This is a genomic window from Streptomyces sp. NPDC107517, from assembly GCF_055582645.1.
On the sequence record NZ_JBVJPM010000014.1, the window covers coordinates 84,284 to 99,378 of the forward strand.

General features: G+C 69.3%; 12 protein-coding genes. 9 read left to right on the forward strand and 3 right to left on the reverse strand.

What is annotated here, in order from left to right:
- Positions 1-5: 5 nt before the first annotated feature.
- Both ACZ67T_RS28890 and ACZ67T_RS28895 read right to left on the reverse strand, forming a co-directional pair.
- A complete protein-coding gene (locus ACZ67T_RS28890; protein WP_469987924.1) occupies positions 6-1,679 on the reverse strand; it encodes an ABC transporter substrate-binding protein in 1,674 nt (557 codons plus the stop codon).
- A gap of 80 nt (positions 1,680-1,759) precedes the next feature.
- Positions 1,760-2,785, reverse strand: a complete 1,026-nt coding sequence (locus ACZ67T_RS28895) for a LacI family DNA-binding transcriptional regulator (protein ID WP_469987925.1) — start codon at positions 2,783-2,785, stop codon at positions 1,760-1,762.
- Between the two features lie 280 nt (positions 2,786-3,065).
- On the opposite strand from ACZ67T_RS28895, the gene ACZ67T_RS28900 reads away from it, so the two are divergent.
- The 6 genes from ACZ67T_RS28900 to ACZ67T_RS28925 all read left to right on the forward strand — a co-directional run bounded on the left by ACZ67T_RS28900 (position 3,066) and on the right by ACZ67T_RS28925 (position 10,888).
- On the forward strand, positions 3,066-5,516 hold the full coding sequence (locus ACZ67T_RS28900; RefSeq protein WP_469987926.1) for a beta-galactosidase: 2,451 nt from the start codon (positions 3,066-3,068) through the stop codon (positions 5,514-5,516).
- Between the two features lie 39 nt (positions 5,517-5,555).
- A complete protein-coding gene (locus ACZ67T_RS28905) occupies positions 5,556-6,305 on the forward strand; it encodes a phytanoyl-CoA dioxygenase family protein (RefSeq protein WP_469987927.1) in 750 nt (249 codons plus the stop codon).
- A 56-nt stretch (positions 6,306-6,361) separates the two neighbouring features.
- Positions 6,362-7,465 carry a Gfo/Idh/MocA family protein gene (locus ACZ67T_RS28910; RefSeq protein WP_469987928.1) on the forward strand — a complete coding sequence of 368 codons (1,104 nt, stop codon included), beginning with the start codon at positions 6,362-6,364 and terminating at the stop codon, positions 7,463-7,465.
- A gap of 295 nt (positions 7,466-7,760) precedes the next feature.
- Positions 7,761-8,555 carry a 6-phosphogluconolactonase gene (locus ACZ67T_RS28915; protein WP_469987929.1) on the forward strand — a complete coding sequence of 265 codons (795 nt, stop codon included), beginning with the start codon at positions 7,761-7,763 and terminating at the stop codon, positions 8,553-8,555.
- Positions 8,556-8,579: 24 nt separating this feature from the next.
- The gene (locus ACZ67T_RS28920) at positions 8,580-9,881 is read left to right on the forward strand and encodes a family 4 glycosyl hydrolase (protein ID WP_469987930.1); all 1,302 of its coding nucleotides are present in this window, start codon (positions 8,580-8,582) and stop codon (positions 9,879-9,881) included.
- A gap of 2 nt (positions 9,882-9,883) precedes the next feature.
- Positions 9,884-10,888 (forward strand): BadF/BadG/BcrA/BcrD ATPase family protein, encoded by a 1,005-nt coding sequence (locus tag ACZ67T_RS28925; protein WP_469987931.1) that lies wholly within the window; start codon positions 9,884-9,886, stop codon positions 10,886-10,888.
- 47 nt (positions 10,889-10,935) lie between these two features.
- On the opposite strand, the gene ACZ67T_RS28930 is transcribed toward ACZ67T_RS28925, so the two are convergent.
- Positions 10,936-11,718 (reverse strand): GntR family transcriptional regulator, encoded by a 783-nt coding sequence (locus ACZ67T_RS28930; RefSeq protein WP_469987932.1) that lies wholly within the window; start codon positions 11,716-11,718, stop codon positions 10,936-10,938.
- Between the two features lie 82 nt (positions 11,719-11,800).
- Here ACZ67T_RS28930 and ACZ67T_RS28935 point away from each other — a divergent pair, with 82 nt between their 5' ends.
- From ACZ67T_RS28935 to ACZ67T_RS28945, 3 genes are read left to right on the forward strand one after another with little or no spacing between them, the layout of a single operon-like run.
- Positions 11,801-13,174 (forward strand): ABC transporter substrate-binding protein, encoded by a 1,374-nt coding sequence (locus tag ACZ67T_RS28935; protein WP_469987933.1) that lies wholly within the window; start codon positions 11,801-11,803, stop codon positions 13,172-13,174.
- Positions 13,175-13,180: 6 nt separating this feature from the next.
- Positions 13,181-14,140 (forward strand): carbohydrate ABC transporter permease, encoded by a 960-nt coding sequence (locus tag ACZ67T_RS28940; protein WP_469987934.1) that lies wholly within the window; start codon positions 13,181-13,183, stop codon positions 14,138-14,140.
- On the forward strand, positions 14,137-14,949 hold the full coding sequence (locus ACZ67T_RS28945; protein ID WP_469987935.1) for a carbohydrate ABC transporter permease: 813 nt from the start codon (positions 14,137-14,139) through the stop codon (positions 14,947-14,949). The genes ACZ67T_RS28940 and ACZ67T_RS28945 overlap by 4 nt, the downstream gene beginning before the upstream one ends.
- Positions 14,950-15,095 lie beyond the last annotated feature (146 nt).

The following is a 15,095-nucleotide window of genomic DNA, read 5'->3' on the forward strand; positions in this document are numbered from 1 at the left end:
CTCGGTCAGTCCGTGGCCGGGCGCAGATGGGTGAGCAGGATGAGGTTGTCGCCGCCGGAGGCGTACGGGTCCTTCGCGTTCGGCCAGCCGACGGCGCGGGTGGTGTCGTACTGGAACCACTTCGCGCCGTACCAGATCGGGATCATCGGCACCTCGTGGTTCATGATGTCGACAAGACCCGCGACGGACTTCTTCTGCGCCTTCTTGGTGGTGGCGGCGCGCAGTTGAGCCAGGAGGGCGTCGGTCTTCGCGTCCTTCCAGCGGATCTCGTTGCTGTAGGCACGCTTCCCGATGGGGGCCGTGCCCGCGCTGCCGAGCGGATCGGCGAAGTCGGCGTAGATGTTGCAGCCGCCGCCGTGCGCGCCGAACATCATGTCGAAGCGGCCGGTGGAACGGTCCTCGTCGTGTGATTCGGGCGTCGTCGGGTCGAGCTCGACATCCAGTCCGAGGGCGCGCAGATTCTTGACGAGGATCTCGGCCGATGCCACCCAGTCCGTGTACGCGGAAGGGACCTTGAACTTGAACGAGATCGGTTTGCCGTCCTTGCCGAGCCGCCGGCCCTCGGAGTCCTTGCGGTATCCGGCCTCGGTGAGGGCCTGGTCGGCGGCCTTCGGGTCGAAGCCGATGCGCCCCTCGTCCTTGGTGCCCGCAGGCAGCCACGCGTCCTGGCCGGGGACCACGAGACCGCTCTGGCTGGCCGTCCGGACGTAACCGAGCTGGGCCTTCTTCGCCACCTTGGCGCGGTCGAAGGCGGTGGTGAGAGCCCGCCGGAAGCCGACGTCCTTGAAGGGGGCTTTGGTGAGGTTCATGTAGACGCTCATCACCATGCCCGGGGCGTACCAGTAGTGATGGTGCTTCGGGTCGCGGTCGACGTAGGACTTCTGGATGTCCGGTACGAACATTCCGTGGGTGTCGTACTCGCCTCGGCTGAGCTTGAGCTGTTCGACCTCAGGGGTGGAGCCGGCTGCCTTGAACCGGATTTCCTTGACCTTGACCCTGTCGGCCTGCCAGTACGTCGGGTTGCGCTGGACCGTCAGCTGCTGGGGGTTGAAGGACTTCACCGTCATGGGGCCGGTGCCCACCGGATCCTTGGCATTGGTGAACTTCGTCGGGTCCTTGACCTTCGACCAGATGTGCTCGGGGACGATGGGCACGGCGCTGAGGAGGGAGAACGACGAGGCGCCGGGCTGCTTGAAGGAGAAGGTGACTTGATTGTCGCCGGTGACCTTCACCGAGTCGAGCAGGGGCAGGAGCGCGCGGGTGTCCAGGACGTCATGCTTCTTGATCATGTCGAAGGTGAACGCGACGTCCTTGGCGGTGAAGGCCTGACCGTCGTTCCACTTCACACCGTCGCGGATGTCGAAGACCAGCGTTCTGGGGTTCCGCCACGTGTAGGACTTGGCCAGCCAGGGGATCTCCTTGCAGCTGTTCCCCTCGATCATGTACAGGCTCTCGTAGACGAAGTCCGTCGCCCGCAGCTTGAAGGCGTCAAGGAACGGGTTGTAGTTGGCCTTCGGAGCGCTGCCACCGCCGAAACCGGCATAGGTGAGGTGGCTGATCATGCCGTCGGAGCTGGTGCTCTTCCCGGAGTCCTCGGTACCGGTACACGCCGCGAGGAGCAGGCTGGAACTTGCCAGCACTGCTACGAGTGCGGTGTGCATGCGTGGTCGTCTCGCCATTGAGATGCCTCCCTCGGATATGCGCCACGACCGTGTCGGTGGTCCGTGGCTGAGTCACCCCCGTCGGATACGTGCGTGGTTCACATGGAGCGAACCCGGGCCTCTCCGGATCGAAGAGGCGGTTCGTGCGCCTGCTTGGCCTGAGCTCCCCTGCGGCAGCCGCACGATCCGCGCAGCACCAGCTCGGTGGCCAAGAGGATGTCGCCGGCCGGTGGTGCATCCCGGTCGACGAGCAGATGGGCTGCGGTCGCGCCCAACTCGCGTACGGGCTGGCGGACCGTGGTGAGGCCGGGTCGCACCAGGGAGGCCATCTCCATGTCGTCGAAGCCGGTGACCGCGATGTCGTCGGGCACGCGCAGACCCCGGCCGAGCGCGCTGAGCATCAGGCCGAGAGCGGTCTCGTCGTTGGCGCAGACCACCGCGTCGTGACGGCCGTCGCCGCCGAGGATCTGCTGTGCGGCGATGACTCCGTCGGACTGCTGGAGTCCGACGCGCACCGGCTGCCCGGGCGGAGCCACGCCCGCCGCGTGGTGTGCGGCGAGGAATGCCTCCCAGCGGGCGGTCACATCGGGCGAGCCCTCCGGATGACCGACGAAGGCCAGCCGACGATAACCGTGGTCGACGAGCAGATGCCGGGTGAGCGCGCCGAGGGTGGCGTTGTCCGTGCCGACCGTGGGATGGGAGGCACTTGCCTCGCCGCACATCACCGCGACGCGCACCTGCTGCGAGACCTGCTCGACGACCGCGTCGGAGACGGTCCCGGCGTGGATCGCCATCCCGTCGACGCGGCCCGCCAGGTCGAGCACCTTGGCGTCGGTGTCCGAGCGGAAGTGGGAGGCCAGCAGGAGCACGCTGTCGCCGGATTCCAGGACCTCGAGCTCGAACCCCTGGAGCAGCTCGTGGAAGTAGGGCCCGGAAAGGCCGGGGACGATCAGGCCCAGAGCGTTGTGCCGGGTCTCGGCCAGCGCGCGCCCCAGGTGACTCGGCCGGTAGCCGGACTCTTCGATGACCCGCAGGACCCGGTCGCGCAGTTCGGGGGAGACCTTGTCGGAGCCCCGTGAGACGCGCGAGACGGTAGCGGGTGAGACGCCTGCTTGCTCTGCCACCCATCGCAGGCTCACGCGGCTGTTGCTCATCGGCTTGTCTCCCGATATGTTCGGGAAACCGGTTTCAGGAAACCGGTTTCACAGCGATTTCCCGAACTTAACCAGGGCCCGGCGCGGATGGCAATACCCGCGGTTGCAGGCCGGAGTTCAGACCCGAGGATCCCGACGATCATCCGGTGAGGACGTTTCCGTGAACACACCAGACGCGTCAGACCCCGCCGCGCACACCCGGCGGGTGCAGCGAACCGCTGCTTGCGAACGGCCTACGAGAAGGGTGGAGTTGGAGCGCCGCCGCCTCCTGGTGGGCGGCGCCCCGAGGATCGTGATGTCCGGAGAGGTGCACTACTTCCGGCTGCGCCGCGAGGACTGGGCCGACCGGCTCGACAAACTCGTGGCCGCCGGATGCACCTCCGTGGCCAGTTACATGCCGTGGATCGTGCACGAGACCCCCGGCGGGGAGGCCGACCTGACGGGGGCCACGAGCGAGTACCGAGACCTGGTCGGGTTCCTCGAACTCGCCGCGGAACGCAACCTGTTGGTGATCGCCCGTCCCGGCCCCTTCGTGATGGCCGAGCTCAAGAACGAGGGTGTCCCGTTCCGTGTCTACCGCGACCACCCGAAGGCGATCCCGCTCGGCTGGGACGGCGTACGGGTACCCACGCGCACGCTCGACTATCTGGAACCCGGCTATCTGGCCCAGGCCGAACGCTGGTACTCCGCAATCATGCCCGTACTGGCCGAGCACCAGGTCACCCGCGGTGGATCCGTCGCGGCGGTGCAGCTGGACAACGAGGTCGGGATGCTGTCATGGCTCAGTGGAGCCCCCGAGTTGACGGACCGCACACTCGCCGCGCTGGCGTGCGGGTCCGTCGAGCGCTGGGGGCGCGAGGGGGCCCTGCGGCGCTACGGCGCCGACCCGGAGGACGCCGACGGGTGGGCGGCCCAGTGGCGCTCCGGGGGTACCCGAGACGGCACCGAGAAACAGCAGTTGACGCTCCATCACGACCTCGGCGATCACCACCGGGACCGTTACGCCACGTATCTGCTCCGCTTGCGCGAGGTAGCCCAGGACCATGGCATCGATGTGCCGTTCCTGGTCAACCTGCACGGCACGTCGTACGGTCGGGGCCGTACGTTTCCGATCGGCATCAGCCAGCTGTCCAGGTCGTACGCGGGCATCCCGCAGACCACCTCGGGTTCCGACCACTACCTGCACGAACTCACCGTCGAGAACGCCCCGGACCTCTATGTCCTCAACGCCTTCATGGCCGCCGTCCACGACGCCGACCAGCCGCTCACCTCACTGGAGTTCGAGGCGGGTACCGGCGACTACGGCGAGGACCTGAGCCGGCAGGCGGGCCCGCAGGCCACGGAGCTCAAGACCCGGCTCTGCGTCGCCCAGGGCAACCGCCTGATCAACTACTACCTGTTCACCGGAGGGCACAACCCACCCCTGGACGTGCCCGCCCACGACGGCAACGACCGGATCGCCTTCACCGGTGAGCGGCACGGCTTCGCGGCACCGGTCGACCCGGAGGGAGCACTGAGCGAGGCCTATCCGGCAGTCCGCAGCGCAGTGCGGGCGGTCCGCGGGAGCGAGCACGTGCTGGCAGACATGGACGAAGAGCACGACGACATCGTTCTCGGCTACGTTCCGGACCACTATCTGACCGAGTACTCCCATCCCGCCGCCACCCGCAGGCGCGAACTGGTCCGCGACACCGAGCGGTTGAGGGGAATGGGCCCGCGCGACATCCTCGCCCGTGCGCTGCTGCTCGGCGGTCACTCCTTCACCGCGCTCGACCTCTCCGGAGCTGCCGCATCGGCCGGTGCCGAACTCGACCCGACAGGACCGGCGCTCGCCCTGGCCACCCCCGCCGTCCTCGGACGCGCGGTCCAGGAGAGGCTCGCCGCGTTCGTACGGGCCGGGGGCCGACTGCTGCTGCACGGCCGGCTGCCGCGCCTCGACGACGACGGAACCCCGTGCACGGTCCTCGCCGACACCCTCGGGCTCGCCGTCGACGCAAGTGTGGAGAGCGCCGACGACTACTTCACCTCGGTGCGTGCCACCGGCTGGGCAGGAGGACAGGCCGAGGTCAGGGTGGGCTTCCTGGAACGCCTGCGCATCACGGACGCGGCCGGCGCCAAGGCCGAACCACTCGCCCTGGACGTCGCCGACGGATCCCCGGCCGCGGTCGACGTCACCCTGGAGGGCGGCGGGCGCGCGGTCGTGATGGCCTGTGACTATCCCTGCCACCTCGATTTCTGGCGCTCGCTGCTCGCCCGCCTAGGGGTGCACCGTCGCATCGTCACGCGCGGTGCGTCACCGGGACTGATCACCACGACCACCGCAGACAGCAGCGGGCAGCGGCTGGTGCATCTGGTCAATGTGTCACCGGTACCGCAGAAGTTCACGCTGGACGTGGCGGGCGAGCCGTTCGGCGATGGCGCCCAGCTCGAACTGCCCGCGCGCAGCGGGCTGATGCTGCCCGCCGGTGTACGCCTGGACGGTGCCGTACTGCGGTGGGCGACGGCCGAACTGGACGGCCCGGGTGACCGCACTTCCCTGGTGCTGCGGCGTGGAGAGGGCCCGGGGCGTGCGTTCCTCGACACCGACAGGGAGATCGTCGTGGACGGCGACGCCGAGGTGGTCCGCCCGCAGAGCGGCGGCGTGCTGGTGACCTGGCCGGGTGGTGCGTGCGGTGAGCGACTGCTCGTACGCCTGGGCTGACAGACGTGGACGAACATCCGGTGCGACAAGGAGTGGCCCATGACCACGAGTGATGCGGAGCTGCTGAGCGACCGGCAGCGGGAGGACTACGACCGGCAGGGCTACTTGGTCCTGGACCGGCTGACATCCGCCGAGGAGGTGACGTCGCTCCAGGCGGTCTACGACCGTCTCTTCGAGGGCGGCGCGCAGATCGCCGAGCGCGACCTGCTTGAGCTGGCCGGTGAGCTGGACGGCGACCCGACGCTGCCCCAGATCCTGAACCCGGACCACTACGCGCCCGAACTGCGCGAGACCGGGGCGTACCGCAATGCCGGTGTGGTCGCGCGTCGCCTCCTCGGCCCCGAGGCCGTCCCGACGGGGATGCACGCGATCCGTAAGCCTGCGCACCACGGAGCCGAGACACCCTGGCACCAGGACGAGGCGTACTGGAACCCGGACCACGAGCACCGGGCGATCAGTATCTGGATGCCGCTGCAGCCGGCCACAACGGACAACGGCTGCATGGAGTTCCAGCCCGGCAGCCATCTGCTGCCGGTGCTCGCGCACCGGCGGATCACCTCTGACGTGCACGGCCTGGTCCTGGCCGATACCGGCGTCGTCTCCGAGAGCGTGGCCTGCCCGCTGCCGGCGGGCGGCGCGACGGTGCACGGCTCCCGGACCCTGCACTACGCGGGTCCGAACACCACGAGCGAGCCACGGCGCGCCCTGGTCATGTCCTTCGCGTGCCCTTCTCGGCCCCTCGCCGTCCCCCGCCGGTTTCCCTGGCAGGACCGGCCCGAATCGACCTGACAGGCATGGACGTTGACTCCGTTCCTGCAGGTGTCTCACGGAAGGAATCTGAAGCAATGACATTGAACATCGGTGTTCTGGGACTCGGAAGCGTGTTCTGCGGCCCTTACGCAGGACTGATCACCCGGCTCGAACAGGCGGGACGCGTCAAGCTCGTCGCGGGCTACGATCCGGATCCCGACAAGCGGGCAGCGGCCACGGACCGGTTCGGGATCGATACGTCCTTCGTACGTGCCCAGGACCTGATCGACCGCGACGACCTCGACATCGTGCTCGTCCTCACCAGCATGAACGAGCACGGCTCCCTCGCCCGCGCGGCACTCGAAGCCGGCAGGCACGTGCTCGTCGAGAAGCCGATGGCGACGTCGGTGCCGGAGGCGACGGCGCTCCTCGAAGCGGCGACCGTCGCGACGGGACAGCTCGTGTGCGCGCCGCATGTCGCGCTGTCGCCGACGTACCGCGAGATGCACAAGCGGGTGCGCGACGGCGAGATCGGTGAGCTCCACCTGGCCAGGGCACGCTATGGCTGGTCGGGTCCGTGGTGGGGCCGCTGGTTCTACGAGCAGGGCGGCGGCGCGCTGTTCGACCTCGGCGTCTACAACCTCACCAGCCTGTGCGGCTTCTTCGGCTCCGTGCAGCGGGTCACTGCCATGGTCGGCGTCGCCGTCCCCAAGCGGGAGGCGGAGGGAGAGCAGGTCACGGTCCGCGCGGACGACAACGCGCACATCGTGCTCGATTTCGGGAACTCCCGCTTCGCCTCCATAGCCACGGGCTTCACGATGCAGAAGTACCGCTCGCCGGCGGTGGAGCTGTACGGCAGTGCCGGCACGATGCAGATGCTGGGCGACGACTGGGCGCCCGACGGCTTCGAGCAGTGGACCAACGCCCGGGGATCGTGGGAGATAGTCGGAGAGACGGACACCCAGTGGCCGTGGACCGACGGCCTCAGGCACCTCGTCGACTGCGTGGAGAACGGCACCCGCACTGTCACGCGGCCCGAGCACGCCTTCCACGCGCTCGAAGTGATGCTGGCGGCCCAGCGGTCGGCGAAGGAAGGACGGGTCGTGGAGATCCACAGCACGTTCCCGGATTTCGACTACGGGGCCCCCGCCACGACGGAGGGGGACGGCCGCGGGAAGCATGACCCGCGCTCATTGTGAGTGCGTGATCGGGCGCAGCCGCACCCGCTCTCGCGCACCAGGGTCAAGCGTCAAGAGGTCGCCCTGGTGGGGGAGATGACGGTGGGCCGGGTGCATGCGCATCGGCTGGAAGACGCGTCCAGGGCGTTGACCGGCCGATGCGCGCCCGCGGTGGCAGGGGGTTGGTGCGCCGCGCTTTCTCTGGGCCGGGAGTTCGCGCGAATGCGACGGCACGCGATGACGGGAACCTCTTGTCCGGACCAGTCAGCCCCAGTTAGCCTATCTGGCATAACTGGTATGCAGAGGAGCTGACCTGGTGCGCGTAACGCCGACCGTGTTCGACGACCCCGAGTCCCTGGGGCGCGCCCTCGCGGCGGAGATCGCTGACGAGATCGGGGAGGCGGCCCGCGAGGGCCGGCCGTACGTCCTCGGCTGCCCGGGTGGGCGCAGCGCCCTGTCCACCTATTGCGCGCTCGCCGACGAGGTCGCCCGACGCGCCCTGGACCTGCGTCACATGACGATCGTCATGATGGACGAGTACCTGGAGCGCGACGAGGCCACGGGCGGCTTCCGGCACATCGACCCGTCGTTGCCCCACTCGTGCGTGCGCTTCGGGCTGGTGGAGATCGTGCAGCGGCTCAACGAGGCCGCGGGCGACGGGCGCGGTATCGCCCGCGACCGGCTCTGGGTGCCCGACCCCGTGGACCCCGAGGACTACGACAAGCGGATCGCCGACGTCGGCGGCATCGACCTGTTCATCCTCGCCTCGGGCGCGGGTGACGGCCACATCGCCTTCAACCCGCCGGGCACCGCAGCCGCGACGCGTACCCACATCACCCCGCTCGCCGAGCAGACCCGTCGCGACAACCTCGCCACGTTCCCGACCTTCGGCGGCCTGGACGACGTGCCGCGCCACGGCGTGACCGTCGGCATCGCCACCATCAAGGAGCAGTCCGCGCGCGCCGTCATGGTGGCCCACGGACCGGGCAAGGCCCTGGCCGCCCGGCGCCTCATCGAGGCCGACCGCTACCTCCCCGACTGGCCGGCCACGGTACTCAGCGACTGCGCCCGGCCCCGGCTTTTCCTCGACACCGCCGCCGCACGCGGCTGACGGCACACTCACCCAAGGAGAGAGATGGCCCGCATCAAGCTCGCGTACCTCGGTGGCGGTTCCTCGCGCGCCCCCGGGACGATGGCCTCGTTCATGCACCACGGTGAGGAGTTCGACGGCTCGGAGTTCGTCCTGATCGACCTCGACCCCGACCGCCTGGAGGTCGTGAAGACGATCACCGAGAAGATGGCCCGCAACGCGGGCCTGGACATCACCGTCACCACCGCCACCGACCAGCGCGAGGGGCTGCGCGACGTCGACGCCGTGCTCTCCAGCTTCCGCCCGGACGGGTTCGAGGCCCGCGCCCTGGACGAGCGGATCCCGCTCAAGCACGGCGTCATCGGCCAGGAGACGCAAGGGCCCGGCGGGATGATGATGTCGCTGCGCTCCGTGCGGATCATGCAGCAGCTGTGCGAGAACCTCGCCCAGGTCGCCCCCAGGGCGCGGATCTTCAACTACACGAACCCGGTCAACATCGTCTCGCAGGCGGTGGCGGACAACACCGACATCCCGATCGTCTCCTTCTGCGAAGGCCCGATCTGCTTCCCGCCCGTCGTCGCCAGGGCGGCAGGTCTCGACCCGGACAAGCTCAAGGCCAATCTCGTCGGTGTCAACCACAACTGCTGGTCGAACGAGGCGACGTACGACGGCCAGGACGTCTTCCCGATCCTGCGCGAGCGCTGGGAGGCCGTCAAGGACGACCCCACCGTCGACCTGCATCTCAAGCGGGTGCTGCACCTGGCCGTCACGATGGGGTCCATTCCGTCCGACTATTTCCTCTACTACTACTTCCGCGACGAGCGTCTGCGCGAGCTCCAGCTGTCGCCCATGACGCGCTCCGAGACCATCCTGTCCGAGCTGCCCGGTTACTGGGACCACTACCACGAGCAGGCGGCCTGCGACGCCCCGGAGCTGGATCCCTCGCGCTCGCGCGGCGGCATCCACGAGCTGGAACTGGCCATCGACGCGATCAGCGCTTTCTACAACGACACCGGCGCCCGGCTTCCCTTCAACATCCCCAACACCGGCGGTTTCCTGCCCGGGTTCGCCGAGTCCACCGTCGTGGAGGTGTGGGGCACCGTGGACGCCAAGGGCTTCCACCCCGAGCCGCAGCGCCCGCTGCCGGACTCGGTGCTCGGCATCACCCAGGCCCTCGCGCAGTACCAGGTCCTCGCCGCCAGGGCCGCCTGGGACGGCACGCGCGCCGACGCCGTGCGTGCCATGGCCGCCAACCCGCTCGTCCCGTCGCTCACGGTGGCCGAGGCGCTCTACGACGAGATGGCGGTGGCCCAGCGCCAGTGGCTGCCGGAGAGGCTGCTGCCGTAACCATGGGAGAGCTCTACCTCGGCGTCGACGCCGGCAACAGCAAGACGGCCGCGCTGGTGTGCACGGCCGCCGGTGAGATCGTCGGCTTCGGCCGCTCCGGCTGCGGCGACATCTACGGGGCGCCCGCACCGGTCGACGCCGTGGCCGAGGTGGCCGCGGCGGTCGGCGACGCCCTGGCCGGGGCGGGTGCCGATATGGCCGGCATCGCCGGGGCGGCGTTCCGCCTGGCCGGCGTCGACTGGGCGGAGGATCGCGCGCTCTGGGACGCCGCGCTGCGCGAGCGGTACCCCACGCTGTGCCGGCGCTCGATCCTCAACGACGGCTACGCCGCGATCCGTTGCGGCGAGCCGTCGGGGGTGGGGGTCGCCGTCATCGCCGGGACCTCCGCGGCCGTCGCGGCGCGCGGTCCCGGCGGCGCGGTGTGGGACCTCGGCTGGTGGTCCCAGCACTCCATGGGCGCGGCGGGCCTGGCCGAGGAGGCGCTGAAGGCGGTCTACCTCGCCGACCTCGGTCTGGGGCCGCGGACGTCGCTGACCGAGGGGCTGCTGGAGTTCTTCGGCAAGACCGGCGTCTTCGAGCTCAACCACTGGTTCACCCGTCGCGAGGGCGCGGCTCCGTGGCAGGAGAAGCCGCGGGCCGCGCGTGTGGTGACCGCCGCGGCGGAGGCGGGCGACCAGGTCGCGGAGGGCATCGTGCGCGAGCAGGGACGGCGCCTGGCGATGTACGCAGGCGTGGCCACGCGCAAGGTCGGTCTCGCGGAGGGTACGGACAAGGTGAGCGTGGTGCTCTCCGGTTCGGTCCTGATGGCCGCCGACTCGCCCGTCGCCGATGCCCTCCTGGCCGAACTCGACGGCCACGTGCCGGGCGCCGTCCCGCATCGCGCCGTCGTCCCGCCGGTCGCGGGCGCGGCCCTGGACGCCCTGGGAGAGTCCGGCATCGTCGTCACTCCTGCGGTGACCGACCGGATCGCCGCGACCCTGCCGCCCAAGGAGTTCCTGGCCACCTGAGGGCCGCACGGGAGGCCGGCCCTCAGGCCGCGCCTCCCGAGGCGGCTCTACAGGGGACGGAACAGGTCGGCCTGGAAGCGGTAGGCATCACTGCGATAGGCCATCGCCCCGGCCAGGACGGGGGTTTCGTCGGCCGTGTAGGCGACCTCGTCGCCGATGAGCACGGGCGCCCCCGCATCGATGTCGAGCAGCCGGGCGGTCTCCTCGTCGGCTGCGTCCGCCCGCACGGTGTAGGAGCTGCGCGCGATCCGGATCCCGCACTCCTGCTCCAGCGCCTCGTACAGCGAGCGGTCCGTCATGTCGAGTGCGGCCAGCGCCGGGGCGTTGGCGACGACGCTGACATCAAGGCAGATCGGCACGTTGTCCATCGAGCGCAGGCGGCGCAGCTCGACCACCCGCGCGGCCGGGGCGATCCGCAGCCGCTCCGCCTCCTCGAACGTGGCCGGGCGCTCCTTCACCAGCAGTACCCTCGCCTGCGCGGTCAGCCCGCGCGCCCGCGCCATCTCCGAGAAGCTCTGCAGGGTGCTCGGGGGTTCCCCCACTACCTCACGCGCCACGAACCAGCCGCGCTGGGAGGAGCGTTCGAGGCGGCCCTCGTCGTTGAGCAGCCCGAGGGCGCCGCGCAGCGTGGAGCGGCTGACGCCGAGGCTCGTCGCGAGATCGCGCTCACCGGGAAGGCGGCTTCCCGGGGGGAACGAGCCCCGGCGTAGGGCGTCCCCAAGTTTGCGGTAGGTCTGTGTGACCGCCGCGCCCACCGCCTGCTCCTGGACCACTGGTTCCTTGGCCTGCACGAGGGCCACCTCCCCGCTATCTGGTGCCACTGGTCGCATGTTGGCGACATGGTAGCAAACTCTGGACTAACTGGTCTGCTGCTCTTAAGCTCGCCCGCACCACAAGACCACAGGAGGCGCCGTGTTCGCGCGCAGAGGATCAAAGTGGATCAGCGCTCTGGCCATACCGCTCGCTGCCGTCATTCTCTCGGGCTGTGTGCCCGGCATGTCGAACAGTGCCGCCGGCCAGGCAGCCGCGGGCACGGTGGTCACCGACCCGGGCGCCATAGGCAAGACCCGCATACGCGTGATCGACTACTTCGCGGGCGGGCCCGACAAGGCCTGGATGCAACGGATCATCACAGCCTTCGAGCGCAAGTACCCACAGATCACGGTGGATCGCACCGCGCAGAGCTGGGACGACATCATGAAGTCCCTGCCCCTGAAGCTGCGGGCGTCCGCCCCCCCTGACATCGTTCCGGCGAACAACGGCTGGCAGTCCCTCGGCACCCTCGCCAGGGGCGGTCTCGTGCTCAACCTCGATCCCTACGCCGAGGCCTACGGCTGGAAGAAGGCGTTCCCCTCCTCTGTGCAGGAGGAGCACCAATTCTCCCCGGACGGCAAGGAGATGGGGACCGGCTCACTCTTCGGCACCCCCATCGCCCGAGGCTCCGCCGTCGAGGTCTACTACAACCGCTCGCTGCTGAAGCGGACCGGCGGTCACGTGCCCCGGACTCTCGCGCAGTTCGAAGAGGACATGCGCAAGGCCAAGGCGGCCGGGATCACCCCCGTGGCCGTGGGCAACCTCGAGCAGGGCGGAGTGACGGCCGCTCTGTTCAGCCTCGTCAACTCCTTCGGCGTGCGGGACAAGATCGCCGACTTCACCTACTCCCGCAGCGACGTGAACGTCGCCAGGACGGGCTTCCCCGAGGCCGTCGCCAAGGTCAAGGAGTGGGCGGGCAAGGGGTACTTCACCAAGGGCTACGCCGCGATGCCCGGCCAGGACGCGGCGCAGGCGTTCGTCGACGGCAAGGCGCTGTTCCGGTTCGACTATTCGGGCTCCCTGCCACTGCAACGCGGCGACAGCAAGAAGCTGGGCTCCTTCGTACTGCCCCGCGCCCACGGAGGCGATCCGGTCGTGACGTTCGGGGCCGCGAGCAACTTCTCCATCGCCGCGAAGACTCGACACCCTGACGCCGCGGCCGCCTTCCTGAACTTCATGGCGAGCCCCCAGGCGGCGAAGATCGCCACGCAGGTCGGGTCCATGCCCATGCTCTCCACGCCCGAACTGCCCCCGGACCACGACCCGCTCCTCGCCGACGAGGTGAAGATCGCGGCACAGGTCTCCGACAACGACTCGGCGGTTCCCTACCTCGACTGGGCCACCCCCACGCTGCTGAACACCATGACCACGCACATGACGGACTTGCTCGGCGGAAAAGCGTCGGCCGGCGAGGTCGTCAAGGCGACCCAGGACGACTACGCCCATTTCCAGCAGACCCGGAAGGCGAAGTAGGCGACCATGGCGACAACCAGCGCGCACTCAGCCGCGCCAACCCGCACCGTCCCCGCACCCGTCACCAGGCGCTCCTCGGCCCGGACCCGCCGCGCGTACCAGCGGCGCAAGCCCTGGCTGGGTCTGGCCTACCTGGCGCCGGCCCTCGCGGTCTACGCGCTCGTGGTGATCGTCCCGACCTTCCAGGGCGGGTACGTCTCCCTCTTCCACTGGGACGGCGTCACGCCCGCCACCTGGGCCGGACTCTCCAACTACGCGGGATTCCTGAACGATCCGCAATTGCGCCAGGCCGTCGAACACACCCTCGTGTTCATCCTCTTCTTCGCGGCGCTGCCCATCACCCTCGGTCTGCTCACCGCCGCGCTCACGTCCCGCAAGGACGTGCGCGGTGCCGCCGTCTACCGATGGGTGCTCTTCCTGCCGCAGGTACTCACCCCGGCCGTGACCGCGATCGTGTGGAAGCGGATCTACGCCCCCGACGGCCCGGTCAACTCCGTCCTGCGCGCCTTCGGCCTCGAGGCTCTCACCCGAGGCTGGCTCGGCGACTACACCTGGGCGCTGCCCGCGTTGGGCCTTGCCGGCACCTGGGCGGCGTTCGGCCTGTGCACCGTGCTCTTCGTCTCCGGCACACAGTCGATCCCCACCGAGCTGTACGACGCGGTGCGGGTCGACGGCGCGGGCGCGGTACGCGAGTTCTTCACCGTGACGCTGCCGGGGCTGCGCGGGCAGCTCGCCGTGGCCCTCACCCTCTCCACGCTCGGCGCGATCCGGGTCTTCGACATCGTCTGGCTCACCACCAGGGGCGGACCCGGCACGTCGACGATCACCCCGACGATCGTGCTCTACCAACGCGCCTTCGCCAACCCGGACATCGGCACGGCAGCCGCCGTCGGTGTCGTTCTCGCCGCCGTGTCGCTGGCCGTAGCGCTGGTGATCCTCAAACTCTCCGAGGACGGGTCCCGATGATCTCCACCCAGGAAAAAGTGTTCAACTACGCGATCCTGACGGTCGTCGCCGTCGGCGTGCTCTTCCCGGTCGCCTGGATCATCGGGGTCGCGGTCAGCCCCAACTCCACGGGCACGATGGATCTGTCCAGCCCGCACTGGGGCAATTTCGCCACCGCCTGGGCACAGGCCGACTTCGGCCAGTACCTGAAGTCGAGCCTGATCATCAGTGGCGGCGTGGTCGCCGTCTCCACCGTGCTCGCCGTGATGAGCGGCTACGCCTTCGGCGTGCTCGGGGTGGTCGGCGAGAAGTGGCTCTTCCCGCTGCTCCTGGTCGGGTTGATGGTCCCGATGGAGACCATCATCGTGCCGCTCTACTACGACTTCCTGGCCTACGGTCTGACCGACACCTACCAGGGGATCATCCTCGCGCACACGGGGCTCGGGGTGAGCTTCGGCGCCTTCTGGATGCGGGCCGCCTTCCGCACCGTGCCACCCGCCCTCGCCGAGTCCGCCGAGATCGACGGCGCCAGTTCCTGGACCCAGCTGTGGCGCATCCACCTGCCGATCGCCAAGCCGGCCGTGATCACCTTCGTGCTGCTGAGCTTCATGTGGACCTGGAACGACTACTTCCTGGCCCTGATCATGGTTTCCGACCCGGGACACCAGCCGATGACCCTCGGCCTCGGCGCGTTCTCCAGCCGGTACGCCGTGCAGAACAACATGCTCTCCGCCGGTGCCGTGCTGATCTCGGTGCCGATCGTCGTGCTCTATGTGTTCTTCCAGCGCCAGTTCATACGCGGCATGCTGAGCGGCGCTGTGCGGGAGTGAGCCACGGTACGCGCGACGGGCGTGGGCCGCCGCCGTCGGCATCTGCCCAGGGGGCGTTCGTGCCACTTGTGTCCAACTGCCGTACCAGGCCCTGCGTCTACCGGCCGAGGGCCGAACTGGGCGGGCCGGTGCAGTTATTCGCGGCA